Source organism: Vibrio sp. KUL78, from assembly GCF_059725505.1.
This window is the reverse complement of the sequence record NZ_AP045837.1, coordinates 1,474,299-1,499,807: the sequence shown is the minus strand read 5'-3', so window position 1 is coordinate 1,499,807 and position 25,509 is coordinate 1,474,299. Positions and strand designations below refer to the sequence as shown.

The 25,509-nt window shown below is 45.2% G+C and carries 20 protein-coding genes; 10 read left to right on the top strand and 10 right to left on the bottom strand.

Annotation, left to right across the window (positions count from 1 at the left end):
- Positions 1 to 60: 60 nt before the first annotated feature.
- From AC6I8Y_RS07105 to AC6I8Y_RS07095, 3 genes are all read right to left on the bottom strand, one after another.
- Positions 61 to 1,356, bottom strand: coding sequence for a hemolysin family protein (locus AC6I8Y_RS07105; protein ID WP_498021247.1), 1,296 nt, complete (start codon positions 1,354 to 1,356; stop codon positions 61 to 63).
- Between the two features lie 181 nt (positions 1,357 to 1,537).
- Positions 1,538 to 2,632 (bottom strand): 3-phosphoserine/phosphohydroxythreonine transaminase, encoded by a 1,095-nt coding sequence (gene serC, locus AC6I8Y_RS07100; RefSeq protein ID WP_498021246.1) that lies wholly within the window; start codon positions 2,630 to 2,632, stop codon positions 1,538 to 1,540.
- A 131-nt stretch (positions 2,633 to 2,763) separates the two neighbouring features.
- Positions 2,764 to 4,080, bottom strand: a complete 1,317-nt coding sequence (locus tag AC6I8Y_RS07095; RefSeq protein ID WP_498021244.1) for a DUF945 family protein — start codon at positions 4,078 to 4,080, stop codon at positions 2,764 to 2,766.
- A gap of 110 nt (positions 4,081 to 4,190) precedes the next feature.
- Here AC6I8Y_RS07095 and AC6I8Y_RS07090 point away from each other — a divergent pair, with 110 nt between their 5' ends.
- From AC6I8Y_RS07090 to AC6I8Y_RS07080, 3 genes are all read left to right on the top strand, one after another.
- On the top strand, positions 4,191 to 6,161 hold the full coding sequence (locus tag AC6I8Y_RS07090) for an ATP-binding protein (protein ID WP_498021243.1): 1,971 nt from the start codon (positions 4,191 to 4,193) through the stop codon (positions 6,159 to 6,161).
- Entirely contained in the window at positions 6,154 to 6,651 is a 498-nt protein-coding gene (locus tag AC6I8Y_RS07085; RefSeq protein WP_394152091.1) for a response regulator, read from the top strand. Before AC6I8Y_RS07090 ends, AC6I8Y_RS07085 begins: the two co-directional genes overlap by 8 nt.
- A gap of 306 nt (positions 6,652 to 6,957) precedes the next feature.
- Positions 6,958 to 7,503, top strand: a complete 546-nt coding sequence (locus AC6I8Y_RS07080; RefSeq protein ID WP_042475437.1) for a hypothetical protein — start codon at positions 6,958 to 6,960, stop codon at positions 7,501 to 7,503.
- A 106-nt stretch (positions 7,504 to 7,609) separates the two neighbouring features.
- Here the strand turns inward: AC6I8Y_RS07080 and AC6I8Y_RS07075 are convergent, their stop codons facing one another.
- Positions 7,610 to 8,203 (bottom strand): TfoX/Sxy family DNA transformation protein, encoded by a 594-nt coding sequence (locus AC6I8Y_RS07075; protein ID WP_394152089.1) that lies wholly within the window; start codon positions 8,201 to 8,203, stop codon positions 7,610 to 7,612.
- A 368-nt stretch (positions 8,204 to 8,571) separates the two neighbouring features.
- Between AC6I8Y_RS07075 and AC6I8Y_RS07070 the strand changes: the two genes are divergently transcribed.
- The 5 genes from AC6I8Y_RS07070 to AC6I8Y_RS07050 all read left to right on the top strand — a co-directional run bounded on the left by AC6I8Y_RS07070 (position 8,572) and on the right by AC6I8Y_RS07050 (position 14,145).
- Entirely contained in the window at positions 8,572 to 9,495 is a 924-nt protein-coding gene (locus AC6I8Y_RS07070; protein ID WP_394152087.1) for an HDOD domain-containing protein, read from the top strand.
- A 52-nt stretch (positions 9,496 to 9,547) separates the two neighbouring features.
- Positions 9,548 to 10,453, top strand: a complete 906-nt coding sequence (locus AC6I8Y_RS07065) for a LysO family transporter (protein WP_234493895.1) — start codon at positions 9,548 to 9,550, stop codon at positions 10,451 to 10,453.
- A 91-nt stretch (positions 10,454 to 10,544) separates the two neighbouring features.
- The gene (locus AC6I8Y_RS07060; RefSeq protein WP_042475433.1) at positions 10,545 to 11,060 is read left to right on the top strand and encodes a hypothetical protein; all 516 of its coding nucleotides are present in this window, start codon (positions 10,545 to 10,547) and stop codon (positions 11,058 to 11,060) included.
- Positions 11,061 to 11,270: 210 nt separating this feature from the next.
- Positions 11,271 to 12,914 carry a pyridoxal-dependent aspartate 1-decarboxylase PanP gene (gene panP, locus AC6I8Y_RS07055; protein WP_498021240.1) on the top strand — a complete coding sequence of 548 codons (1,644 nt, stop codon included), beginning with the start codon at positions 11,271 to 11,273 and terminating at the stop codon, positions 12,912 to 12,914.
- Between the two features lie 376 nt (positions 12,915 to 13,290).
- Complete coding sequence (locus AC6I8Y_RS07050; protein ID WP_042475430.1) at positions 13,291 to 14,145, top strand: MurR/RpiR family transcriptional regulator; 855 nt, start codon at positions 13,291 to 13,293, stop codon at positions 14,143 to 14,145.
- An 86-nt stretch (positions 14,146 to 14,231) separates the two neighbouring features.
- On the opposite strand, the gene AC6I8Y_RS07045 is transcribed toward AC6I8Y_RS07050, so the two are convergent.
- The gene (locus AC6I8Y_RS07045) at positions 14,232 to 15,458 is read right to left on the bottom strand and encodes an iron-containing alcohol dehydrogenase (protein WP_394152082.1); all 1,227 of its coding nucleotides are present in this window, start codon (positions 15,456 to 15,458) and stop codon (positions 14,232 to 14,234) included.
- A 407-nt stretch (positions 15,459 to 15,865) separates the two neighbouring features.
- On the opposite strand from AC6I8Y_RS07045, the gene AC6I8Y_RS07040 reads away from it, so the two are divergent.
- Complete coding sequence (locus AC6I8Y_RS07040; RefSeq protein WP_234493899.1) at positions 15,866 to 16,129, top strand: GrxA family glutaredoxin; 264 nt, start codon at positions 15,866 to 15,868, stop codon at positions 16,127 to 16,129.
- Between the two features lie 264 nt (positions 16,130 to 16,393).
- Positions 16,394 to 18,076, top strand: a complete 1,683-nt coding sequence (locus AC6I8Y_RS07035; protein ID WP_234493900.1) for an aspartate:alanine antiporter — start codon at positions 16,394 to 16,396, stop codon at positions 18,074 to 18,076.
- Positions 18,077 to 18,186: 110 nt separating this feature from the next.
- On the opposite strand, the gene fabV is transcribed toward AC6I8Y_RS07035, so the two are convergent.
- The 5 genes from fabV to AC6I8Y_RS07010 all read right to left on the bottom strand — a co-directional run bounded on the left by fabV (position 18,187) and on the right by AC6I8Y_RS07010 (position 25,507).
- The gene (gene fabV / locus AC6I8Y_RS07030; RefSeq protein WP_252014270.1) at positions 18,187 to 19,389 is read right to left on the bottom strand and encodes an enoyl-ACP reductase FabV; all 1,203 of its coding nucleotides are present in this window, start codon (positions 19,387 to 19,389) and stop codon (positions 18,187 to 18,189) included.
- A 167-nt stretch (positions 19,390 to 19,556) separates the two neighbouring features.
- Positions 19,557 to 21,839: an acyl-CoA dehydrogenase gene (locus tag AC6I8Y_RS07025; RefSeq protein ID WP_498021238.1), complete on the bottom strand. Its 2,283-nt coding sequence runs from the start codon at positions 21,837 to 21,839 to the stop codon at positions 19,557 to 19,559.
- 66 nt (positions 21,840 to 21,905) lie between these two features.
- Positions 21,906 to 22,532 carry a TetR family transcriptional repressor PsrA gene (psrA, locus tag AC6I8Y_RS07020; RefSeq protein ID WP_498021236.1) on the bottom strand — a complete coding sequence of 209 codons (627 nt, stop codon included), beginning with the start codon at positions 22,530 to 22,532 and terminating at the stop codon, positions 21,906 to 21,908.
- 391 nt (positions 22,533 to 22,923) lie between these two features.
- Positions 22,924 to 24,093, bottom strand: coding sequence for a Na+/H+ antiporter NhaA (gene nhaA, locus AC6I8Y_RS07015; RefSeq protein WP_498021235.1), 1,170 nt, complete (start codon positions 24,091 to 24,093; stop codon positions 22,924 to 22,926).
- Positions 24,094 to 24,400: 307 nt separating this feature from the next.
- Positions 24,401 to 25,507, bottom strand: a complete 1,107-nt coding sequence (locus AC6I8Y_RS07010) for a lipocalin-like domain-containing protein (RefSeq protein ID WP_394152075.1) — start codon at positions 25,505 to 25,507, stop codon at positions 24,401 to 24,403.
- Positions 25,508 to 25,509: the final 2 nt, after the last annotated feature.

Here is a 25,509-nt window from a genome sequence, read left to right as displayed (position 1 = left end):
CACCACCAATAAAAATCCCCGTTCAAATAGCGGGGATTTTTATTTTCGCTAGACCGACCATTAGTGATCGTTTGCTTGCTCAATCACTACTTCATGTACCCTAACCTGTATAATCCGATTGTTCTTTACAGTAACAACCTCGAAAACAAATCGCTGGTAGTAAATAGCCTCGCCCTCTTCGGGCAAACGACCTGATAGCCAGGTGAGAAAGCCATTTAAGGTTTGAAAACCTTCTGTTTCTTCCCCTTCAAGGACGTCTAGGTTTAGCTTGGTCTTGAATACTGAAATAGGAATCAGGCCATCAAACTGCCAACTGCCGTCTTTCCCCTTTCGTGCCGACATATGTTGTGTGGTCACGGCTAACTCACCCGCTATCGACGTTAACAGGTCATAATGAGTAACCAGACCTTGAATGTCACCATACTCATCGACCAAAAACGTCATCTCACTACTGGTCTGCTGCATATAGCTAAGTAGAGACAGCCCTTTCATCGATTCAGGAACAAACCTCGGCTTACGCAATAGCTTCACTAAGCGCTCAATGGATAGCTCGCTATATTCATCCAGTAATACCTTAGAGGAGATGGTACCGATAAGGTTATCTAACCCGCCACGACAAACCGGCCACACCGAGTGTTTAGTTTGACGAAGGTTGTTTAGTATCTCGGCTAATGGCTGCTCTATATCTAGATATTGGATCTCACATCTTGGTGTCATCAAGGACGTCGCCATTCTATCGTTGAGCTGCAATAAGTTGGCGATCATCTCTTGCTCTTGAAGTTCAATAACTCCAGTTTCTGAGCCTTCCTTTACCAAAGCGACGATGTCTTCTTCAGTGACAGCGTCACCATTGGTGTCCTTTTGTCCCAACAGTTTCAACATGAGGTTGGTGGAGAATGTCAGTAGCAGAACAAAAGGCTTAGTGGCGATTGAGAGCCAATAGATCGGATAGGCAACCACCACAGCAATACGCTCTGCATTGTTTTGAGCAACTCGTTTAGGCACTAACTCGCCCACCACTATCGCAAAATAGGTGATCACCAAAACCACCCCTGTTGTTGCTAACACCGTTGCCAACTCGCGCTCCATGCCCATGCTAACAAGCCATTGCAAAATTGGCGCTGACAGTACTGCTTCACCCCAGATACCACTTAAGATACCAATAGCGGTAATGCCAATTTGAATCGTTGAAAGAAACAAAGTGGGATCATCTTTCAGTTTCAGTGCAGTCTGCGCAGAACCGAACTGCTCTGCGAGTTTTCTGAGTCGACCACCTTTGGCCGCCACCAGCGCAATCTCAGACATTGCAAACAAGCCGTTAAGAGCAATCAAACCAAATAAAATCAATATGTCCATAATGCCATCCGATCATCAACACACTCTCAGCATAACGAGGAACGCGAGAGAAGAGTGTGAATAATCGCATGTTCACCAGATTCTTTGATATCGAGTTTACTATGGTGACGATAAGCTCTGTTTGTTCAGACATAAAAAAGCCGCGAATAATCGCGGCTTCGAGCAAAATCGAGAGTTGAGTTTATGCGTGCTCAGCTTCAAATTCTTTCATGAAGGAAACAAGTGCTTGAACGCCTTCTACTGGCATCGCATTGTAAATGGATGCGCGCATACCACCGACAGCACGGTGACCTTTCAACGCGCGAAGACCGCGTTCATCCGCAAGCTCTAAGAACTTAGCATCAAGCTCTGGCTTCGCTAGCTGGAATGGTACATTCATAAGAGAACGGTTGTCCGCATGAATATTGTTGTTGTAGAAAGGCGACGCATCAATATAGTCGTAAAGGATAGACGCCTTCTCGCGGTTGATACGCTCAATCGCTTGTACGCCACCTAGCTCTTTTAGCCATTTGAATACCAAGCCAGAGAGATACCAAGCAAACGTTGGTGGCGTGTTGTACATCGACTCTTTTTCTGCCAACACTTTGTAGTTTAGAAACGTTGGTAGTACATCGCTTGCAAGCTCCAGTAAGTCGTCACGTACAATCGCGATACAGATACCTGCAGGACCGATATTCTTCTGAGCACCGGCGTAGATCACGCCGTATTTCGACACGTCAATTTGACGAGAAAGGATGGTAGAAGACATATCTGCCACGATTGGCAAATCAGTGTCTGGAAGCTCATTAATTTCGATACCGTCAATCGTTTCATTCGGGCAGAAATGCACGTAAGCAGAGTCAGGGTCAATGAACCATTCACTTGCCGGTTGTACTGCTACTTTACCCTCGATTTCAGTCTTTGCTTGATAGACAACTGGCGTACAGTATTTTTCCGCTTCATCTACTGCGCTTTGTGCCCAGTAACCAGCATCAATGTAAGTCGCTTTGTCTTTACCGCCAAGTAGGTTTAATGGCACTGCCGAGAACTGGGCTCGTGCGCCACCTTGGCAAAATAGGACCTTGTAGTTTGAAGGGATGTTCAGAAGATCTCGTAGATCTTGTTCAGCCTCATCGGCAACCTGAATAAACTGCTTGCTTCGATGACTGATCTCCATAACCGACGTACCCAAGTCATTCCAATCAAGTAGCTCGGACTGCGCTTTTTTAAGCACATCTCTTGGCAACCCTGCTGGACCTGCACTGAAATTAAATACGTTATCTGACATCGGCTCCATGACCCTACTACTCCTAACAAAATACTTAAAGAAGCCATCAGTAATATCACGTTTTCAAAGAGATAAAAAGCAAGAAAAGAGGCTAGAAGCCTCTTTTCTATTGGGGGATGAAAATTTGATCAATCTAGGCGCTATTGCCCCATTGATTGTCCCATCAGTAACGGGAGAAACAACGCAATCAAAGGTATTTGTTGACCGTTTTCAAACACCAATTGTCCGCCCTCAATATTGGCATCCAACTCGTACCCAGCATCTTTCTCTTTGATCATATCCATCACGACCAGCTCATCGACACCCTGCGCGAGCATTGGGTGGGCAAGCGCCATACCCTGAGACATATACGCATTCATGTTTCCTTGCAGCGCCGGCAATACAACACTTGGATCACGAGATACGTTTTCAGTCCCTTCCGGCACTTCAACTAGCCACTTTGACTTGAACTCTTCTTCAGCAATTTTGAAGTGCATGTCATTCATCGACACTTGGAAGCCACGAGCAAACAAGTTTTCGATAAGTGGAGCAATCTCGTTAATATCTGCATGCGCTAAAGATGGATTAGAGCGGTACAAAGAGACCAAACCCTCAAACGCTGAACGGTCGAGAGAGTTCATCGCAAAATCGACGTTTAGATCGCTCAACTGAGCGCCCTCTGGATAAGTCAGTTGAGTCATATCGAAGATATGTTGAGTATCGATACGATCACTCTCAGCATTCAGAGACGACTTGAAGGTGTATCCGATCGTGTCGATATCAAACAAACTATCATGATTTTGATCAAGGATGCTGAACTGCTTCATCGATGCGCTCTGTTCACCGAGCCAGAAACCATTTTCTTGTTTACCTTCGCCTTTAGCAGAGACTTGGTTAATCACTAATTGCTCACCATTCTCGAAGTCGAGCTGAACAGAAGGCACGTTTAGTTGGAATGATACCTGACCAAGCACGGTTGCTGTACCTGTCACGACCGACGGCGAGATCGACATACTCACGGTTTGTTCATCACTGCCTTGATAGCTCCAGCTATCCAACGACAACTCAAATTCTGTGTTGCCATTGAGTTGAGTGACGGTTTTCAGAAGTAGCGGAAAGTCCGGGAAGTTCTTTAGAACTGAGTTGGCGGTCAAACTCATCAAACCATGGCTGATATCGCTTTTCACCACTAACTCTGTTGGCAACCCATCGACTTCAAGCTGCTCTTTAAGAATAGGGTCTTGGACTTGATATCGAGTTTCTACTACCGATGAGAGATAGCTGCGATCGTAAGAAACGATTTCTGCTGCCACGCCTTCATTGTTGAGCTGCGCCACGCCATCTTCAATAACTTTCTGACCAATGTGGCCAACCGCTAGGGGCCAACACAGCACTAGAGCGACTGCGCCACCAATTGCGCCATACTTCTTAAGTTGATTCATAGAGATAATTAAAACGTTTTGTGAGGTGTATTTCATTCAGTCTAACTCAAGTCGTTAGGATCTCCAATCTCATACCTACTTCTCATAACCCTCTGCTTTTTATTGATATATTAAATTCACATAGGACACGAGAGACTCATGTATCAATGACCCAAAATAACCGTTATGCCGTGCTCTGTTTAGACAGTGATTTAGCGAGCTTGGATAAGCTCGATACTGAGCTTTCTTTGTACCAATCGCATTTCGATATTCATTTGGCGACCTCCATTCTCGAAGGGTATGAGTTGATTCAACAGATCGGTCGACAAGGACAACATCTCGCACTAGTGATCGCGAGACATAGCAGACTGTTTGATGGTGGAGAGTTCTTGGTTCAGCTTGAGCAAATGGCTCACGCTCAATCGGCTAGAAAAGTGCTCATCAGTAAAACAGATGCCCATGACATCACTGCGATTCTCAATGCGGTGAATGAAGGACGACTTGACCACTGCCTGACCTACCCGATCGCACAAAGTAGCCTGCATAAAACGGTGGTGAAAGAGCTCACGCAATATGTAGTGCAACATGAAACAGAACATCTACTGCATTTTGGAAAAGTACTCGATCAGCAAAAGATACTCAGAGCACATATAGAAAACAAAATGCATTCCTATCGTGCGAGCTTTATTCATGATTTTCATGAAATTTCAGACAATCAACTCGCGGTACAAGTCATTGAAGCCTTGCTCGCCTTCTTTGCAGAGAAAGATGAGACTCGAGCCGTTCGAGCCTACTCTGCAGAGCACCTACTCACGGCCGAAGGGCAGCCTAATCAGTTCTTATGGTTTATCGTTGAGGGGCACGTTGCACTTTATAAGAAAGATGACATTGGCCAACAGCGAGAAGTAGTAAGACATGGTAGAGGCGGTATTGTTGGTGGTATGTCGTTTGTGACGGGTGAGCAGTCTTTCTCCACAGCAATGACCCTAACCCCAACTCAGGTCATCAAGCTTGATCGAACGGTATTTACTCAGGTGATGCATTCCAACACAGATTTGCTGCCACTATTCACCAACCTATTGCTCCGTCACTTTAACCGGCGATTGCAGCGAAGCATCAATACCAAACTCGAACTACAGAAAACTCTCGAATCACTCGAGTCCGCACATCAGCAGTTAATCGAGCAAGAGAAAATGGCCATGTTAGGTCAACTCGTGGCAGGTGTCGCCCATGAATTGAATAACCCCGTTTCTGCCATTCTGCGCGGTTCAGAAACCGTTTCTGACAAGATTGACTCGATTTTAAATGCCAATCATGACGCTAACACCTTTCAATTAGGTTTAGATGTTCTGCAAAAGTCTCGACTCTCTTCGCCCCTCTCAACTTCAGAGCTGAGAGAGCGCACCAAGCAGCTTCAAGAAAGAATCAAAGACCGCCGATTGTCTAAGCGTTTGGTGAGCCTGGACCTTCATGATCACTCCACATTAGTTGAGCAAGCCTTAAAACAGCCAGAGCTGCTTGCCGACACGCTCTCAAAACTGGAGAGCTTCCAAGTGACGGGGGCAACACTGCGCTCGATTCAGGTTTGCGCCCAGCGCATTGCGGACATGGTAAAAAGTCTTAAAGGTTATTCGAGACAGGATAATGAATCTTATGAACTCGTTGACCTTCATGAAGGCATTGAAGACACCTTGGTGATATTTGAAAATCGCTTAAAGCGACATAAGCTCATCAAGGAATACGGCGCCCTTCCCGCTATTTTCTGCAAACCTATCGCCCTGCAGCAAGTTTGGACTAACCTCGTGTCCAACGCTTTAGACGCCTTGCCTGAAAAAGGCACCCTAACGATTCGAAGCAGCCAAATTAATCGAGATGGCGACATTTACAACCTATATGAGTTTATCGACAACGGTTGTGGTATACCTGCTGAACAATTAGAGAGTATTTTTGAGCTTAACTACACCACCAAAAAAGAAGGCAATTTTGGCCTAGGCATTGGCTTGTCGATATGCCAACAGATACTGGCTCAGCACAAGGGCTGGATTGAAGCCCATTCTGAGTGTGGACAGTACACCAATATGGCAGTGTTTATTCCTGTCACCCAAGAAGAACTGATAAAGGAGCACAACCATGACTGAGTATCTAATTTTGTGTGTGGATGACGAAAGAGAAGTCCTTGATAGTGTCTTGCAAGATTTGGATGATTTCGAGGAGCACTTTATCGTCGAAGGTGCGGAGTCGGTTGATGAAGCTCGCTCTGTGATTGCTGACCATACTCAAGAAGGGGCAAAGCTGGCACTCATTCTCTGTGACCATATTATGCCAGAGCAAACTGGCGTGAGCTTTCTTATCGAACTCAGCGAAGACGAAGAACTAAAGGCATGTAGAAAGGTTCTACTTACTGGGCAAGCGGGTCACGAAGACACTATCGAGGCGGTTAATCACGCGTGTCTGGATTTCTATATTAGTAAGCCTTGGAAAGGTGATGAGCTTCGTTCCATCGTTAAGCAACAGCTCACGGATTACATGATAAACAATGTCAAAGACTTAATGCCTTGGGGACGCGTACTTGATACTGAACGCATCTTTAATGCCATTGCCGACAATAGAATAAACTTTGGTGACTAGTGGATTATGTGTCTTAACGCCTATTCCTGACAACTTGGCTTAGAAAACTCACACTTCCTAGGGCGTTAGTGTGCTACATCTCTCACTTTTGATTACGATTTTCTTACACAAAGCGTCCATATTGCTTGAATTATGTATGGCATTGTAAATTTTTGGGAATTTGCACCCGATAAAGGCACTTTTTGTTGGAGAACCAAGGACAAATTGATTTATCATAGCGAGATACTTTAAGTCACCATAAGCATCTTGCTAAGCGCACTCTTATGGTCAAGGAATTGAGTTCAAACAATAAGGTTTAGAGACACTATGCGCAAAACTCTATTAGCTGCTCTGATGGTTATCACTTCGCAGCAGGCATTTGCCAACCAGGACGAGCAACGAGCGACGATGAGTAACTTCAATTACGATTATGCTGAAGCTCGTATTGGTGCAAGCCCAATGACCTTCGGTGCTGCTATCAGCAAATCAATCCACCCAAATGCCCACATCGTAGGTAGCATCGACTCTAAATTTGAGGGTGACTACGACTTCTCTGGTGGTGTTGGCTTCCACGCACCGGTGAACAACTGGGCGGATTTCACAGGTGAAATGCTAGCTCACATTCACGACAGTGGTGATCATCACAAAACTGACACTGGTATGGAAGTAAACCTAGGTGTGCGTCAATGGCTTGGTCCACAACTTGAGATTGGTGGTAAAGCAGGTTACCTAAACGTTGGTGATAAAGACCGCTGGATGGGTTCTGTATATGGTCGCTTCCACTCAACAGAGCTTTTCTCTCTGGGTCTTGAAGGTCGTATCAACCATATCTACGGTGACCAGTTGATGTTCACTGCTCGTTTTGCATTCTAATCTAACACCTATTTGTAGATTACGCTGATTAGCAAACGAATGAAAACACAAAGACCGTACTTAGCACGGTCTTTTTCAATTCTGAACTACTGTTTTAACTTCGAATCTACTGTTCTATCTTCGAGCAATGCTCCAAAAGTCTCTGTTTCATTGGATCTTGAATCAGTTTCCAATGCACGCCATCGACTGCACCCGCAAACTTCCATAACAGTTTAAGGTCAACATCGTTGCCATACGTGCGTTTCACTCTATTGAAAACACGTGGCGCGCCTAACTCTAAGAACGTCTTAACATCCTGAATCCCCGACTTTTTCACCATGCGCTCTAATGTGAGTTGCATGTTAGGCAAGTCCCTCAATCGTCTATTCTCGACTGAATTCTTACTACAGTGCTGATCGACTGAGTTTTCGATGGACTGTCTAACCAAATCTTTGAGCACAGGAGCTTGCTGGTTGTACAGATTCGTTATGTCGTAATAGTTTACCGTTGCTGTTGATTGTTTTTTTACATGACGAAATTTCTCGCATTGCAGCTCGTGCAACTGAGTATCCAGTCCTTTTCCACCGCGGATGAATACTTTGTCGTTACTAATCAGTGCATACATGGCGCCTTCCTTGAAGAGCCCAGTGCCACCAAACATCGAACGTTTTTGCGATTCGCCAAATTGAGTCGTGTAGTCGTAAAAAGATTGCTCTATCATTTCCTTTGATCCTTAATCTTTACCCCGATTAATCGATCACCAGAAATAGCAGCTAAAAAAATGAAAAATGTTATTAGCAGGGTCAATTTATAGCAGTATAAAATGCCACGCTTTTTTATATGTTTTTATAATAGTTCACTATGCAAATTAAGTCTGGCTCAATGTCACAGTTGTGCGAGTTGGTCACAATTCATTTGCGAGTCACTTCACAATAACGCTCATACACAACCAGTTTCAAATCTAGTTACAATTGAATGATGTTCTAAACGCCATTTAGGCGACATTCGCCAATTAAAATCACTAATGTTATTGTCAATGACTGACCCACAAAGGTACACTTGCGCAATCGCTTCACCTGTCGAATGTTTATGAATCACTTATCATTTTATTGGCTTCCAGAGAATCAACAGCTCTTCATCAAAAGCCTCGAAACGGAATTTGCAGACTTAGTCGAGCAATCAATCAACACCGGAAAGATTTCCCTTCCTCCTATTTCTGAAGTTGTACTAAAAATACAAGCCTTATGTAATGATGAAGCTACAGGCATCTCCGACATCGCGGACTGTCTATTAGAAGATCCAGGTCTTGCTGCTACCGTCCTTAAAGTCGCAAACTCGGTGATATTCAATCGCAGAAATATCACATGTAACGATCTGAACACCGCGGTCTCCCGTCTTGGTATTTTCCGTGTTCGCGACATAGTCACAGCTCAATCCATCGAACTGCTCAAACACTCAGTCAATTTATCGAAAGAGTGCCACGAAGTACTGGTAAACAGTGCCACTGTATCTCGAGAGTTGGCTGCTGTTATGGTCATGGTTACCCGCAGCTTCCAAGACCTTTCCGTTGATGATTACACCCATCTCGAACAAGAAAAGTCACTTTTGGTTGGCTTTCTCGCGGATATCGGTCTTTTCTGTTTGGTCAACGAGTACCACCTTTATTTAGAGAAAGGAAACTACCTAGACCCTGATCTCGCGATGCAAATCTTCCAGTCTCGCTGCGCACTTACCAGTGAGCAAGTTCTAAATACTTGGGGATTCGATAAAGATTTTATCGAAGTCGCATCAAACCAAGTTAAACAGATTGAGCGACCTGAGGTTTCTTACCTAGATATTGCCCGTATCGCTAACCACATACTTCTTTTCCGCAAACAAGATCATGACGCACTTGAAGAACACGAAGTGGAAATCAACGTTGATGGTGCAGAGGTCATGTATCAACTTACCTCACTGAGCGAGGTTGAGTTCCAGGAAAAAATCAAAGACGTTCTTCGCTCTGCAGGCATGTAATTAGCCGCGAGCCGCTCATTGCTCAAATAATACTTTTACGAGGCACACGGAAATGTTTTCAGGGATGTTGTTCATTTTTACTCCGCTGGTTATCGGGTATCTATTCCCAGTTTCCAACGCGGCTTACCTCAACACCATTAACCGAGCAACCTCCTGGTTAATATACGTCATCCTGTTCTTGATGGGTTTAAGTTTGGCGGCTCTCGACAATTTCGGGAGTCACCTCAAGACCATTATTACAATGACCGCGACGTTTTTTGTCGTCATTGGTGGATGCAACCTATTGTGCCTTCCGATGATTGATAAACTGATGCCTCTTCAAACAGAGCAGCTCAAGAACCAATTGCCGTTATCGTCGATGGCGCTTGAATCACTCAAGCTCATCGGTGTTGTAGGCTCTGGTCTCATCTTGGGCTTAATGCTGCCAATCGGTCTTGGCTGGGTTGAAGCAGCCAGCGAATGGATTCTGTTTGCCCTCCTCTTCTTTATTGGTATCCAACTGAGAAACAGTGGACTGACACTCAAGCAAATACTGGTCAACAAACAAGGCATGACCATAGCGACTGTCATTGTGGCAAGTTCTCTGATTGGCGGCATAATCGCAGCGCTTATTCTCGACATCTCTATATATAAGGGGCTGGCCATCGCTTCGGGTTTTGGTTGGTATTCGTTGGCAGGTATTTTGATAGGTGATGCGTTCGGACCCGTGTTTGGCGGCACCTCCTTTATGATTGAGCTACTAAGAGAGCTTGTGGCTTTGGTCATAATACCGATGCTCATTGCCAAACGACCATGCACCGCAATCGGTTATGCCGGCGCGACTGCAATGGACTTTACGCTGCCAATAATTCAAAGCAGCGGCGGTGTTAGATGTGTACCCGTAGCGATAGTTAGCGGCTTTATCCTGAGCTTGCTGGTACCGGTTTTAATGCTGTTTTTTGTTTCTCTTGCTGCGTAGATCTCAGGAATGATTTTCTCATTCCTGTATTCTTGCCCCTCAAACATTACAATAAAGAAAAACGCTCGTTAGCCCACGAAAGGATACAATAATGAAAAAATGGCTCGCCGCTGCGGCAATTTTAAGCACCTCTTTTTCCGCAATGTCTGCAGACTCTACTCAATGTTTCGAGAACAAGTACGATGCGTACATTGATGCGTCGATTCATTGGTATGAAGATTTGGTTCAAATGACGACCAGCGAATACCCGGAATTGAACGAAGTCAGTAACTGGTTTTTGGAAGGCCGCAAACACCACTTCGAACTAAACCGTGAAGCCGTTCGCTATTACTTGAAAAATGAACCGCAGAAAGTAGCGACTGAGCAATCTATCGAGACCTGGCTGCAGCTTGAGCAACAAGACGTAAAAGCCTTAGCTCAAAGAGATGATGAGCTTGGACAAATCGCTGCAAAAAGCTTTGCTGACCGTCAAGCTAAGCCGCACCCTCAAAACTACGAGCTACGTAGCGCGTTTGCCGATCTATTGAGTCACCCTAAGAAAATCGAGACGGCATTAAATAGATACAATGAATCTATTCAGGAAGTTGAGGCAACCACTTGTAATTAGTGTACTAACTCTTCTCGTTCCAAAAGACGTACAATTCTTAAACAAAAGCTGGCTTATACGCCAGCTTTTGCATTTTTCGTAACCAAATACAGTAACAATACGCTGTGGCACGGCAAAAAATCGGCGCTGTGCTACATTTTTGCGAGACATTCGGACTCAATTGGTTTAGATTGTGCCGCTTGCAGTAACGGAATAATAGTAGATAACGATATGGTATCTGAGCAAAAAATTGCTGATGTCAGCTTTGAGAGCCTCCTTCGAATATTCACTATCCCTGAAGGACCTGACTCGACACTAACGCAAATTGAAGAGAGTTTATCCAAAAACTTGAACCAGTTTTTGCGAGAGCATATTGTTGCTGAAGAAAAACCACTTCACGAAATCGAAAAAGACTTCTCTAGTGCAGCAATTCCAGAGCAGCCTGAGTTCGTCTCTGCTCATACAGAACATCTGTTAGATACTTTAGTTTCGCACTCCGTTCACACCTCATCGCCAAGCTTTATTGGTCATATGACATCGGCACTTCCCTACTTTTTAATGCCTCTGTCTAAGATCATGATCGCTCTTAACCAAAATTTGGTGAAGATTGAGACTTCGAAGGCATTCACACCACTAGAGCGCCAAGTTCTAGGCATGCTTCATAAACTGATTTATACCGAGCAAGACAGCTTCTACCAAAAATGGATGCACAGCGCAGAGCATTCTTTGGGCGCGTTTTGCTCTGGTGGCACCATTGCCAACATTACCGCTTTATGGGTCGCACGAAACCGTGCGTTGAAAGCGCAAGGCGATTTTCTTGGCGTAGAAAAGGAAGGTCTTTTCAAAGCGATGAAACACTATGGCTATGAAGGTTTAGCTATATTGGTATCTGAGCGAGGTCATTACTCACTTAAGAAAGCCGCTGATCTGCTCGGCATTGGTCAACAAGGTCTTGTCGCTGTTAAAACAGACGAAAACAATCGAATCTGCCCTCTAGATCTTGAACGAAAATTCAAAGAGCTGAAGCAACAAAAAATCCACCCATTCGCGGTTATTGGTGTTGCTGGTACCACGGAAACCGGTAACGTTGACCCTCTTCGCGAGATTGCTGCTATCTGTGAGCGAGAAGCCTGTCACTTCCACGTTGATGCAGCTTGGGGCGGCGCGACATTGATGTCCGACAAGTATCGAGCCATCCTTGATGGTATTGAGCTTGCTGACTCTGTCACGATTGATGCTCACAAACAGCTCTACATCCCGATGGGTGCGGGTATGGTACTGTTTAAAGATCCCGATGCCATGAAAAGCATCAAACATCATGCTCAATATATTCTTCGCAAAGGCTCAAAAGACTTGGGCCGCCACACGTTAGAAGGCTCTCGCTCAGGGATGGCCATGCTTGTGTATGCGGCAATGCATATCATCAGTCGACCAGGTTATGAGCTGCTGATTAACCAAAGTATTGAGAAAGCCCGTTACTTCGCTGATCTTATTGAACAACAAAATGATTTCGAGCTGGTCAGTAAGCCGGAGCTTTGTCTGCTTACGTATCGCTACGTACCAGAGAATGTGAAACAAGCACTAGAGCTTGCATCTGAAAGCCAGAAAGATGAACTGCATGAGTTGCTCAATCAATTGACCAAGCTCATCCAGAAGAAACAGCGTGAGACTGGTTTGTCATTTGTATCTCGTACCCAACTTAATCCGACAATTTGGTCTGGTCGTGATACGATTGTTTTTCGCGTAGTGCTAGCAAATCCACTGACTTCAACAGAAGTATTAAGCAATGTGCTAGAGGAACAGCGACAAATAGCGCATGCTTCACCTGAAATACTGACCAAACTAAACAGCTTGGCAGACCAAATTCAGGCGTAACGATACCTCATTATTCGAGAATGAAATCAATTTCACTTCCCCAGTTATGAAACTTTCTTTCTGTTTTGTGGGAGTGATACGGTAAAACTGCGCTAGAAAGAAGCAAAAAGCGAGCAATTTTCGTTCTATTGTTTTTTTTCTTCCAGTTTTTTGTTTGATGCCTGTCATATTCTAAAGATTTCATGTGAGCTTTTGTTACAGATGACAAGAAGCATCGTTTATACTGAGGTTATGGAGTTGGCGTTAATCGACCTATTATAAAAACTCGACATCACGGACTCCGATTATAACAAACCCTTTTTTTACTATCGTGTTGGTTATTTTTCGGGCCTGATTAATTACGCCAGCAAGTTGTTCTCTTTACCCTGTGAACACTATGAATACACTAGAGAAAGTCCAAAAAAATTTAGAAAACTTCAGTAAGTCAGAACGCAAAGTTGCTGAAGTTATTATGGCGTCCCCCCAAACCGCCATTCATTCCAGTATTGCTACGCTAGCTAAAATGGCTGACGTTAGCGAACCGACTGTGAATCGCTTCTGCCGCAGACTCGACACCAAAGGCTTCCCTGACTTTAAACTGCACTTAGCACAAAGTCTTGCTAACGGTACACCTTATGTGAACCGCAACGTTGAAGAAGATGATGGTCCAGATGCATACACGCACAAGATTTTCGAATCAACCATGGCGTGTTTAGACGTGGCGAAAAACAGCTTAGATTCAATGCAGATCAACCGTGCCGTTGACTTGTTGACTCAGGCGAAGCGTATCTCATTTTTCGGTTTGGGTGCATCTTCGTCCGTTGCTCGCGATGCTCAAAACAAGTTTATCCGATTTAACATCCCTATTTCTTGCTACGAAGACGTCGTAATGCAACGAATGAGCTGTATTAACTGCTCAGATAACGATGTTATCGTGCTTATCTCTCATACTGGTCGTACTAAGAGCCAAGTAGAGGTTGCTCACCTTGCTCGTGAAAACGGCGCAACGGTTATCGCCATTACTGCGAAAGATTCGCCGCTTGATAAAGCAAGTTCACTGTCTATTACCGTCGACGTTCCAGAAGACACTGACGTTTACATGCCAATGGCAAGTCGTGTAGTGCAGATGACTATCATCGACGTACTAGCAACAGGCTTTACTCTGCGTCGTGGAAGCGGCTTCCGCGATAACCTTAAGCGTGTGAAAGAAGCACTTAAGGACTCTCGCTACAACAAAGTGCCGAATTACTAATCGAGCCATTTGTATAGCGCTAGATATTTAAAGGAGGTCAATATTGACCTCCTTTTTGATTTTTACAAACCTACCTCAATAAGGCATTAGTCAGTCTCGATAGGATTGTTGCGATATTCTACCTGCATACTGTCATCCCTGTTTTCCGTGCTGCCATCGCAGTTGCACTGACAGACTTGGTTGAGGATGTAGATTAGGCGGTCCTCGGTCAATGGAATTGGATTACCTTTTATTGCCATTGACTTCATCGCGTCAGCTGCGACTTGCTCAAACGATGTCCCACACACACCAAATTCCGACAGTTGTGGAAGCGCTAAGCGCTCTAATATCATGTTCACCCACTGAATGCTGTCTTCGATAGACGCATCATTTCGTCCGGTCAATATTTGAGCCATAGTGCGATAACGGTTTAGTACGTCACTGCGACCAGCCCTTTTCGCGGCTTTGATGTTTTCCATCATTACATGTGGAGCCAGCCTTGCAGTGATCACGCTATGAGGTGCTGAGATCTTACCGCCAAGCGCAGAGGCTAAGCCGTGTGCTGCTCCCAATTTAGCATTGGTAATCGCCATGCCGCCCAGCATGGCAGCAAAAGACAGATCCGCACGGGACTTAGGGTTGTCTTGCTTACACCCAGGAATGATGGAATAGCTCAGCCGTCTTAGCCCCTCCTCACACACCATGTCAGTCAATGGGTTTGGTTCACCACAAACGTATGCCTCCATAAGGTGAGTGAACGCATCCATGGCACCACGCCCGGAAGTGTATACATCGGTACCGTAAGTTAAGACGGGATCGACAATGGCAACATCAGGAAGCATATCAGGGTTTCGTAGACTGACTTTTACCTTATCCTGCCCTGATTTAAGCACCGCGTTCTTGGTGACTTCGGCCCCGGTGCTTGCGGTGGTTGGAATGGCAATCATTGGAATGGGTTTGGTTTTTAACGGAACATTTCGGCCAACAACTTCTACGTAATCATAGACATCGCCTTGATTAGGAATGATAGCGGCAAGTGCCTTACCCATATCCAACACACTGCCACCGCCAATCGCCACCACCATGTCGGGTTTAAAGCGACGCCCCATGATGGCGGTTTCTTCCACCATGGTAATATTTGGCTCGCCACGGATCGCTACGTGTTGATAACGCATTTTTTGATTATGGAGATAGTGAATAACGGGCTCTGCTCGTTGTCGATCTTGCCCGGTTACTAAGAGAACGCTGTAACCAAATTGATTGATGATAGAAAGAGAAGACTGAAGCGCCCCCTCACCAAAGATAATGCGACTCGACGTCATAAACTGAAACATACCAGATTCCTTTAGGTATACCGTAAACTCACCAGTCGAAACATTGCCAAGACCGCCAGCAATACGAAAAACAAACCATCAGTGAGTGTTATCGGTAGAGCAAACATACAAAGCTGTACTCAGCATGCTATCTCAAAGGACGACAGTTTTTGATTTAAGCCAAGCAATTAGCGCATGTCGCCCGTTTAAATTCGTAACTTTTGCACATCATCACACACTAGATAGGGTCATTGTTACGACGATTTGCCCAACTTCTGCGCTGATAGGTTTTACCTATCGCACCAAGAGACAAATGACACTTTATTTCCTCTTCATCTTAAGGCATAGTGGATTTCAACAAGATGAAAGAACCACAACCATTATTACTCGTGGTTCAAAGAAAAGTTTAGTCTTCAAGGAGAAATTGAATGTTCGTTGTTATTTTTGGTCGCCCTGGTTGTCCTTATTGTGTTCGTGCAAAAGAGCATGCTGAAACGCTAAAAGCAAAACGCGACGATTTTAACTATCGTTACGTTGACATCCATGCAGAAGGCATTTCAAAAGCTGACCTAGAAAAAACCGTTGGTAAGCCTGTTGAAACTGTTCCTCAGATCTTCATCGACCAAGAGCACGTTGGCGGCTGTACCGAGTTTGAAGCTTACGCGAAAGAGAACTTAGGTCTATTCGACTAATTAGCCTCTGCAATCAACTCAAGTATAGTTGACGATAGAATTGAATAAGCCAGCGTTTTACGCTGGCTTTGTTTTTTGCGAGGTAACCCACCTTCGGTACATACTTTCACCAACGGAATAAATAACCCTCTGTTTTTCCTAAGCTAAGGCACTCAAGCTGAACTAATGCAAAAAGGGGAAAAAATTCACTTATCTTTTTGAAAATTTCCGCTACAATCGCCACACTTTATTTATTCTCCACTACTGTCTGTTTGAGTCGTACTAGTGAACATCGACGTCGTCAATTTGCTTGACCAAAACCCTATTCTCCTCATCTTTGTCGTTCTCGCGATCGGCCTCGCCTTTGGCAAAATTCGCTTCGGAAATCTGCAATTAGGCAATTCAATTGGTGTGCTGATCACCTCATTGATCATGGGTCACCTCGGCTTCACATTTAATGCTGAAGCGCTAACTATCGGGTTCATGCTGTTTATCTACTGTGTAGGTATCGAAGCAGGCCCTAACTTCTTTGGTATTTTCTTCAGAGACGGCAAGCACTATTTAATTCTTAGTCTGACGGTGCTGGTCACCGCTTTGATGGTGACCTATTTCGCCAGTCACTACCTTGGGTTGGACTACGGCTTATCGGCTGGTGTCATGGCAGGTGCTCTAACCGCAACACCAGTACTCGTAGGCGCGCAAGATGCACTGAACTCAGGACTGGCCACTATACCGCGCGGTATGGATTTCTCTCTAGTTATTGAGAACCTGTCCGTCGGTTATGCGATGGCCTATCTTATCGGTCTTATTAGTATGATTATGCTCGCCAAGCTACTACCTAAGCTTCAAAAGCAAAATCTTCACGACTCTGCGCAGCAGATAGCCCAAGAGCGCGGATTGGGTGGCAGTGGTCAGCGTAAGGTCTATTTACCCATTATTCGTGCCTATCGTGTCGGACAGGAGCTAATAGACTGGACTGATGGTAAAAACCTGCGCGAGCTAGGTATTTATAGACAAACCGGCTGCTACATTGAACGTATTCGCCGCAACGGCATTCTAGCCCACCCTGATGGTGACGCTATCTTGCAAGAGGGTGATGAGATTGCATTAGTGGGTTTCCCAGATAGCCATGCTCGACTCGATCCAAGTTTTCGCAACGGTAAAGAGGTGTTCGACCGTAACCTTCTTGACCTTCGAATCGTTGAAGAAGAGATCGTTGTTAAGAGTGACAATATCGCAGGAAAAAGCCTGTCCGATTTAAACTTGTCTGAATATGGCTGTTTCTTGAACCGCGTCGTTCGAGCTCAAATTGAGATGCCAATGGACGCCAACATCGTACTTGCTAAAGGTGATATCTTGCAGGTCAGTGGTGAAAAGAGTCGTGTTCATGGACTTGCTGAAAAAATCGGTTTCATCTCGATTCACAGTCAAATGGCAGACCTCTTGGCCTTCTGTAGCTTCTTTATTCTGGGCATCATGTTCGGTCTGATTACCATGTCATTCGGTCAAGTCTCATTCGGTCTTGGTAATGCGGTGGGCTTACTTTTATCAGGTATCACGCTTGGCTTCCTGCGTGCTAACCACCCTACGTTTGGCTATGTGCCTCAAGGTGCGCTGAATATGGTCAAAGACTTAGGGCTAATGTTCTTTATGGTTGGTATCGGACTGAGTGCCGGTGGCAAGATGTTCGAGCACCTAACCCAAGTTGGTCCTCAAGTAATATTGATTGCCTTCTTGGTCAGTGTGCTGCCTGTCGTGCTCGCGTACTTGGTTGGTAACTATGTGTTAAAGATGAACCGAGCACTCCTTATCGGTGCAATCGTCGGCGCTAGAACTTGTGCACCTGCGATGGATGTTATCAACGAACATGCACGCTCAACTATCCCTGCTCTGGGGTATGCGGGCACCTATGCGATAGCCAATATATTGATGACGTTGGCTGGTACGATTCTGATTATTCTCTCTTAACAGACGAGGTTAAACGCAGACAAAAAAAGGGGCGCTTACATAGCGCCCCTTTACTTTGTTACTCAGTTTTTTGTTACTCAAATAGTTAGTAACTAAAAGACTGTATCGATTTATAGGTCGATAACATCAAACTCAACTAGTGGAGAAACATCCGCTTCGTAGTCTACGCCTTCAACACCAAAGCCGAACAGTTTCAAGAACTCTTCTTTGTACTCAACGTAGTCAGTCAGTTCTTTTAGGTTTTCAGTCGTGATTTGTGGCCATAGCTCAGCACAGTGCTTCTGGATATCGTCACGAAGCTCCCAGTCATCAAGACGTAGACGATTCTTATCATCGACTTCTGCTACGCTGCCGTCTGCTTTGTATAGACGTTGAGAGAACATACGGAAGATCTGCTCCATACAGCCTTCGTGAATACCTTCTTCACGCATCTTCTTAAATACCATTGCGATGTACAGTGGCATAACTGGGATTGCTGAACTCGCCTGTGTCACTACAGACTTAAGCACTGCAACGTTCGCGCTACCGCCAGTTTCAGACAGTTTAGCGTTTAGCTCAGTTGCTGCGCGGTCTAGGTCCATTTTCGCTTTACCTAACGCACCTTCCCAGTAGATTGGCCACGTTAGTTCTGTACCGATGTACGAGTAAGCAACAGTCTTACAGCCATCAGCAAGCACACCAGCTTCAGATAGCGCGTTGATCCACAGCTCCCAATCTTGACCGCCCATAACAGTCACTGTATCTGCAATTTCTTCTTCAGTTGCAGGCTCTACGCTTGCTTCAATGATCTTGTCAGAGTTAGTGTCTACTGCCGTCGATGTGTAGGTTTCACCGATTGGCTTAAGAGAAGAACGTACAAGCTCACCAGTTTCAGGAAGCTTACGTACTGGAGACGCCAGTGAGTAAACAACCATATCGATCTGACCTAGATCTTCTTTGATTAGGTCGATAACTTTCTGCTTCGCTTCGTTAGAGAACGCATCGCCGTTAATGCTCTTAGAGTACAAGCCTTCTTCTTTCGCTAGCTTGTCGAATGCAGCAGAGTTGTAAAAACCTGCTGTACCAGGTTTTCTTTCTGTCCCTGGTTTTTCGAAAAATACGCCGATTGTTGCTGCACCACCACCGAACGCCGCAGCGATACGAGAAGAAAGGCCGTAACCGCTAGAAGAACCAACCACAAGTACGCGTTTTGGTGCGTTTGCGATTGGACCCTGAGCTTTGGTGTAAGCGATTTGTTCTTTTACGTTAGCTTCACAACCGACTGGGTGTGTAGTAGTACAAATAAATCCACGAATTCTTGGTTTGATGATCATATTCAGTTCCTCAAAAAATCCCTAGTAGGATAAGAGTTTCACACCCAGTTCGCATCCTATTTCTGTCAATTTCTCTGATTTTTATAAGTGGTTGGAGCACTTTCATTCTCCATGAACACAAAAAAAGCGCTCTAGAAACTAGAGCGCTTAAACCTATCTAATTCTTATTAAGCGACGCTGTTTAGCTTCGGCTTATCAACTTCGTCCGTTCTTACTTCAGAGAAGTCATGACTGAAGTGGTCAACCTGAATCGCTTTGTAGCGTAGAGCATCAGCAGCAAGAATCTTATCTACCTCTTGCTCTGTTAGCACGTTAGCTTCAATCGCTTGCTGTAGGCGCTCTTGAAGAAGACCTTTTCTAGCAATCTTGCCCTCTTTGACGCCAATGAACAGCTTCTTCTCGAGGTCACGGATGTCATACATCGCCAAGAACGCGTTTTCCATCAAACCGATCTTGTCATTTGGGGCATCACCGATGTAACAAAGATGCGTCAAACGATCACGGTGTGCACCTGGTACCATCATGCTCTTCGCTAGACTTAGCGTTAAATTGTCAGACGGTTTTTCGAAATGATTACCTAGTGGGAATAACAGCCCTTTAAGCGTTACACCGGCCCAGCGCGCAGGGAAGTTCTTATAGGCTTCGTTTAACGACTTAGCAGCATTATGGAAACAGTGTTGAACTGCGTAATGCACGTAATCAAGATCAGAAGCTTGGCGACCATCGTCTTCGTACTTCTTAAGTGCTGCTGAAGCCATAAACAGATACGCCAAACCATCACCCAATCGAGCTGAGATCATCTCTTTACGCTTCAGATCACCACCTAGAGTTAGCATTGCAAAGTCTGCACTTACCGCAAGCGCTTTACTCAAACGCGTAAGGTCTTTGTAGTAAACTTTTGTCGGACCACTCATATGCGCTCCAACAAACTTAGAACCTGTTAGCGCTGCAGTGAACGCGCCTAGCGTGTTCTTCGTCGCATGACCAATGTGCTTAAATAGAAGCTTGTCAAAATCAGCCGCACCTTGTTTTGCGTCAGGGTTCGCTGCCGCTTCCATCTCTTGGAGTACGTAAGGGTGACAACGCGTTGCACCTTGACCGAAGATCATGAGGTTACGCGTTAGGATGTTTGCACCCTCAACAGTAATTGCAACAGGAATACCTAAGTAGCTAGACGCTAAGTAGTTCATCGGACCGTCTTGAATCGCACGACCGGCATGCACATCCATCGAATCGTTGAGAATCGTACGCGCCATTTCAGTCATGTGGTACTTAGCAATCGCCGTCACGATCCCTGGTTTTTCGCCCATGTCTAGCGATGTTGTTGTCAATGTTCGCGTCGCTTCAAGAAGATACGTCAGACCACCGATTCGCCCCATTGCCTCAGCAACACCCTCGAATTTACCAATCGACATGCCAAACTGCTTACGAACATAAGCGTATGCACCAGTGGTTCTTGTTGTGAGGTGACCGATCGCTGTGCCAAGAGCCGGAAGTGAAATACCACGACCTGCAGATAGACACTCAACCAGCATACGCCAGCCGCGTCCTGCGTATTCTTGACCACCAATCAGCCAGTCCATAGGGATGAACACATCTTTACCGCGCGTTGGACCATTCATGAATGCCAGGTGAAGTGGATCGTGTCGCTCACCAATCTCTACGCCTTTATGGTCAGCAGGAATCAGCGCACAGGTAATACCAATATCTTCTTTGTCACCCAGAAGCTGGTCTGGATCATGAAGTTTAAATGCTAGGCCCAGAACCGTTGCTACCGGAGCGAGTGTGATATAACGCTTGTTCCAGTTAAGGCGAATACCCAGCACTTCTTTGCCTTCATGCTCACCGTAACAAACAATACCTTTATCAGGGATACCACCAGCATCAGAGCCCGCTTCTGGCCCCGTCAGTGCGAAACATGGGATGTCAGTACCATCGGCAAGTCTTGGTAACCAGTAATCTTTCTGCTCTTTCGTACCATAGTGAGAAAGAAGCTCACCTGGGCCAAGAGAGTTAGGTACCATTACCGATACTGCTGCACTAATACTGCGTGTCGCAATCTTAGTCACAATCGTAGAGTTAGCAAGTGGTGAAAACTCACGACCACCGAACTCTTTAGAGATGATTAGCGAGAAAAAACGCTCTTTGCGCAGATAATCCCAAACCTCTTTTGGTAGGTCACGATCTTCTTTGACGATCTTGTTGTCATCAAGCATTGCAAGCAAGGTTTCTAGCTCATTATCCATGAACGACTGCTCTTCAGCGGTCAGAACGGGTTTAGGATACTGATGCAGCGTCTTGAAGTTTGGCTTACCCGAGAACAGCTCACCATCCCACCACACACTACCCGCCTCCATCGCTTCACGCTCAGTGGCGGACAACGGCGGTAGAACCTTTTTGAACAGTTTAAACGCTGGGTCGCTGATCCATTTTCTTCGTAGAGAGCTCATGATACCTATCCTTTTGTTCAGGTGTATTTTTATTATTGGTTTCGTATTTTGTTTTGATTAAAAGCGTTACTCTGCAGCGACACCCGCTGCAAGGTAAGGAATGATTTGATCAATAATCGCCTCGGCGCTGATTTCTCTCTCAAACGAGCTCAACGCGATTTCAGACAGTGCTTGGCTAGAAGCCATAGTGAATACGCAAGTACCTAGTGTTAGGTGCAAGCGCCAGAACAGTGTCTCTGCATCTAACTTAGGGTTTGCTCGCATCACTGACTGAGTAAACATTGCTAATGCTTCGGTGTAACGCGTCGTGATGAACCAGCGTAAGTGACCTTGTACGTCGGTATACCCTCTTCCGACCAATGACATAAAGCGGCTTGCACCATTTGGCTTTAGGTTATTAAGTTCAAGGAGTGGCCCTTTCAGCGATTGGAAGACATCAACCATGTTGTAGTCATCTCGGTCGTTCAACTCGTACAGCGCTCTTTCAACCGCCGGCATAAATGCTTCTAGGTAGCGGTTCAACACTGCTCGTACAAGCGTCTTCTTGTCACCGAAGTGATAGTTTACCGACGCTAAATTAACGTTTGCTTTGCTAGTAATGGTGCGCAACGAGGTGTCATTGAAGCCATGCTCTGCGAACAATACCTCGGCTACATCTAGAATCTTGTCCTTCGTGGTTACTCTCGTCGTCATTTCAATCACCCGTATCAAACATATGTTTGAATATACTCCCGCAACACAGGGATAACAAGTGATTAACATCAAACTTTTTAACTACTGGTCGGACAAGATTCACAATTCATTGTTTTAAAAGAAATAAATATTTTTATGAAAAATTCTTCATTCTGATTTGAACTATTTGGTTTTAGGTGGGTCTATTTAAGAGTAATCAGCAAAGAATGAGTTTTCTCTATGCCACTGTTTTATCTATGTTGACTACATGCTGCTTTTTTCTTATTAACTCCTATTTGTATCCGCCCAAACCCCTTGTTGGTTTGGGCTTTTTTTTGCCTATAGAACACCTCAAACGTAAAAAACCCAGCCGTAGCTGGGTTTTTTCTTAGTCACTGCAATGCCTGAGTGTTTAATATTGTATTTTTGGCTCAGGAGCCGCTTCCTTTGGAAGAGAGAAGTTCAATAGGATATAACCTAGAACTGCTGCTGTGGTTGAGCCCATCAGGATGCCTAGCCTTGCGTAAGTATCAAACTCGGCACTGACACCCGTAAAGGCAAGTGACGCAATAAAGATAGACATGGTAAAGCCAATACCACACAGCACTGACACTGCAAAAATCTGTTTGAAGTCCACACCCTCAGGCAACTTAGCAACACCCATTTTCACTGCAGCCCAGCTGAATGTGAAGATACCCAGAGGCTTACCAATAAGAAGACCTGCTGCGATACCAAGTGGCAGCATAGAGGTTAGTCCTGACATTGATACACCTTCAAGCGAGATACCTGCATTTGCGAATGCAAAGATAGGTAGAATACCAAATGCCACATATGGGTGAAGCGCGTGTTCTAGGTGTTTAAGCGGCGAATGCTCACCGGGCTTACCATTAAGTGGGATAGCAAAGCCCAGCACAACACCCGCCAGCGTCGCGTGAACACCCGATGCCAGTACACTTACCCAGAGCACAGCACCAACGGCTAGGTACACTGGAATGCTCGTAACCTTCTTAGCGTTAAGTACAAACAATATGGCCGTCATTATGAAGCCAAGTGTCAAAGCGATAGTTGATAGGTCGCTGCTGTAGAACAGCGCGATAATCACAATAACACCCAAGTCATCGATGATAGCAAGAGCAAGTAGGAATACTTTAAGTGCAACAGGTACACGCTTACCGAGCAGTGCCATGATACCGAGTGCGAACGCGATATCAGTAGCAGCAGGAATCGCCCAACCACTCATCGCTTCCGCGTCACCCGCGTTGAAAAGTACATAGATAACAGCCGGAGCAACCATACCACCGACCGCTGCAATTGCTGGGAAGATAGCCGTTTCTTTGGATTTCAGTGCGCCTTCTAACAGCTCACGCTTCACTTCCAATCCGATCAAGAAAAAGAAGATTGCCATCAAACCATCGTTGATCCAGTGTGAAATAGACAGACCGAAAACGTAGGTATGAAGCACGCCTTGATACAATTCATTCAGTGGAGAGTTGGCGATAAACATCGCAATTGCCGCAGCAATAACGAGGATGATGCCCCCTGCCGATTCCATCTTAAAAAAGTTACGAATGACGTCATTCATAATGTAAAGCCCTTAATATTTATTCACATTGTTTGAATGTTAAAAATTGTATATCTAGTTAAATTCCATAAAAAATCGATTCTACAGATGTTAAATGTAGAAATATCCGAATAATACTCTTGTAAGATTCGAGATATGTATACCGTTTTGGCAACAATAGTAAAAGTATAGAGCATAGATAGCGCTGATGAATGAATGGCTTAGCCCAGACTAATCAATGTCAATATCATTCTAGCAAGGGAAGCCTTAAGGAGAGAGTAACAAAGCATTACAGATGTAACTGAATAACAGGCAAGAAAAAAGCGGCTTAGTAGCCGCTTAGTTGCATGAATCCTTGAGCCTTGTGAGAGCCGTTAGCCATTGCTGCCCCTTGCCATTGGGGGACAACGAAGTTGACCCAGTTATCTCGTTTACGAGCCTTCACAACAAGGTCAATGCCTTGACTCGGAATACGTAAGCTCCAACTCAAGGGAACACGAACTCCTGATTCAAATTCTGTATAACCAAGTGCTTTGAGAGCGATGTCGTCTGTAGGAATATTGGTAACATTGCCTTTTCTATCCACTATCGCAGCACTGGTATAGGGCATATTATCTTTATAGCGATAACGACTTACCATCAGCGCCTTAGCGTCATCGAGCCATAGAATGAAGTTGTCTTCGCCGACATAATTGGCACCAACCAACTCACTGCCCCACTCCTTGCTCAGCCAAGCTCGACCCCTGACCTTTAGCAATCGACCGTCAGCAAGCGACAAACTTCCCAGAGTTCGCACAAATGGCGTTTCAATGACATAAGAGGCGCGCGGAAGGAGATCGTGTTTAATCTGGTAGCCCTTATCGCCCAGAACTGCGTAGTTACCAACCGCGGTCAGTTGGAGGTTAATGGCGAACTCTTCTGTCGCGACTTTAAGATTGCCTGGCAGTGGCTCACTCGATAGTGAGCGCCATGACCAATCGTCAATCCATACTCGGAATGGACGGCTAAGCCCACCAGCTTGACCAATACCACCGCGTGCTATTCGTTGGTCGGTAAACATACCCAAATGGCTATTGAGCACAACATTTGAAATATAGATTTGAGGATCTTGCCAACCAGTCGCCACGCGATCATCACTCGCATAACGGAAGAAACGAAGGCGTAACCAATAGGTTTGACCCGCTTCATCTTCAAGCTGAGCCACGACCTGCCACCATTCATGTTGAAACTCGGGATGGAAACGAAAGTCCCGCGGCAGTGCCACTTCCCTATCAGGGAGTACTGGCTCAAATACTTTCTTTCCTGGGGAGCCGAAGATTGCATTTATCTGGCTTGTCTTCGTCACCTTGATTCGGTTGTTCTCTGGCTTAGCAAGCCATATCACCGTACCAGCGACAACCACAATCAATAAACAGGCGAAGATAAGTTTCTGCATTC

Excerpts from the sequence above, each read along its gene's own strand:
- psrA (WP_498021236.1), bottom strand. The coding sequence starts at position 22,532 with ATGACGACGAGAGTAACCACGAAGGACAAGATTCTAGATGTAGCCGAG.
- AC6I8Y_RS07065 (WP_234493895.1), top strand. The coding sequence starts at position 9,548 with ATGTTTTCAGGGATGTTGTTCATTTTTACTCCGCTGGTTATCGGGTAT.
- AC6I8Y_RS07085 (WP_394152091.1), top strand. The coding sequence starts at position 6,154 with ATGACTGAGTATCTAATTTTGTGTGTGGATGACGAAAGAGAAGTCCTT.
- AC6I8Y_RS07045 (WP_394152082.1), bottom strand. The coding sequence starts at position 15,458 with ATGTTTCAGTTTATGACGTCGAGTCGCATTATCTTTGGTGAGGGGGCG.
- serC (WP_498021246.1), bottom strand. The coding sequence starts at position 2,632 with ATGGAGCCGATGTCAGATAACGTATTTAATTTCAGTGCAGGTCCAGCA.
- AC6I8Y_RS07075 (WP_394152089.1), bottom strand. The coding sequence starts at position 8,203 with ATGATAGAGCAATCTTTTTACGACTACACGACTCAATTTGGCGAATCG.
- AC6I8Y_RS07060 (WP_042475433.1), top strand. The coding sequence starts at position 10,545 with ATGAAAAAATGGCTCGCCGCTGCGGCAATTTTAAGCACCTCTTTTTCC.
- nhaA (WP_498021235.1), bottom strand. The coding sequence starts at position 24,093 with ATGAATGACGTCATTCGTAACTTTTTTAAGATGGAATCGGCAGGGGGC.
- AC6I8Y_RS07025 (WP_498021238.1), bottom strand. The coding sequence starts at position 21,839 with ATGAGCTCTCTACGAAGAAAATGGATCAGCGACCCAGCGTTTAAACTG.
- panP (WP_498021240.1), top strand. The coding sequence starts at position 11,271 with ATGGTATCTGAGCAAAAAATTGCTGATGTCAGCTTTGAGAGCCTCCTT.
- AC6I8Y_RS07050 (WP_042475430.1), top strand. The coding sequence starts at position 13,291 with ATGAATACACTAGAGAAAGTCCAAAAAAATTTAGAAAACTTCAGTAAG.
- AC6I8Y_RS07010 (WP_394152075.1), bottom strand. The coding sequence starts at position 25,507 with ATGCAGAAACTTATCTTCGCCTGTTTATTGATTGTGGTTGTCGCTGGT.
- AC6I8Y_RS07070 (WP_394152087.1), top strand. The coding sequence starts at position 8,572 with ATGAATCACTTATCATTTTATTGGCTTCCAGAGAATCAACAGCTCTTC.
- fabV (WP_252014270.1), bottom strand. The coding sequence starts at position 19,389 with ATGATCATCAAACCAAGAATTCGTGGATTTATTTGTACTACTACACAC.
- AC6I8Y_RS07095 (WP_498021244.1), bottom strand. The coding sequence starts at position 4,080 with ATGAAATACACCTCACAAAACGTTTTAATTATCTCTATGAATCAACTT.
- AC6I8Y_RS07040 (WP_234493899.1), top strand. The coding sequence starts at position 15,866 with ATGTTCGTTGTTATTTTTGGTCGCCCTGGTTGTCCTTATTGTGTTCGT.
- AC6I8Y_RS07080 (WP_042475437.1), top strand. The coding sequence starts at position 6,958 with ATGCGCAAAACTCTATTAGCTGCTCTGATGGTTATCACTTCGCAGCAG.
- AC6I8Y_RS07090 (WP_498021243.1), top strand. The coding sequence starts at position 4,191 with ATGACCCAAAATAACCGTTATGCCGTGCTCTGTTTAGACAGTGATTTA.
- AC6I8Y_RS07105 (WP_498021247.1), bottom strand. The coding sequence starts at position 1,356 with ATGGACATATTGATTTTATTTGGTTTGATTGCTCTTAACGGCTTGTTT.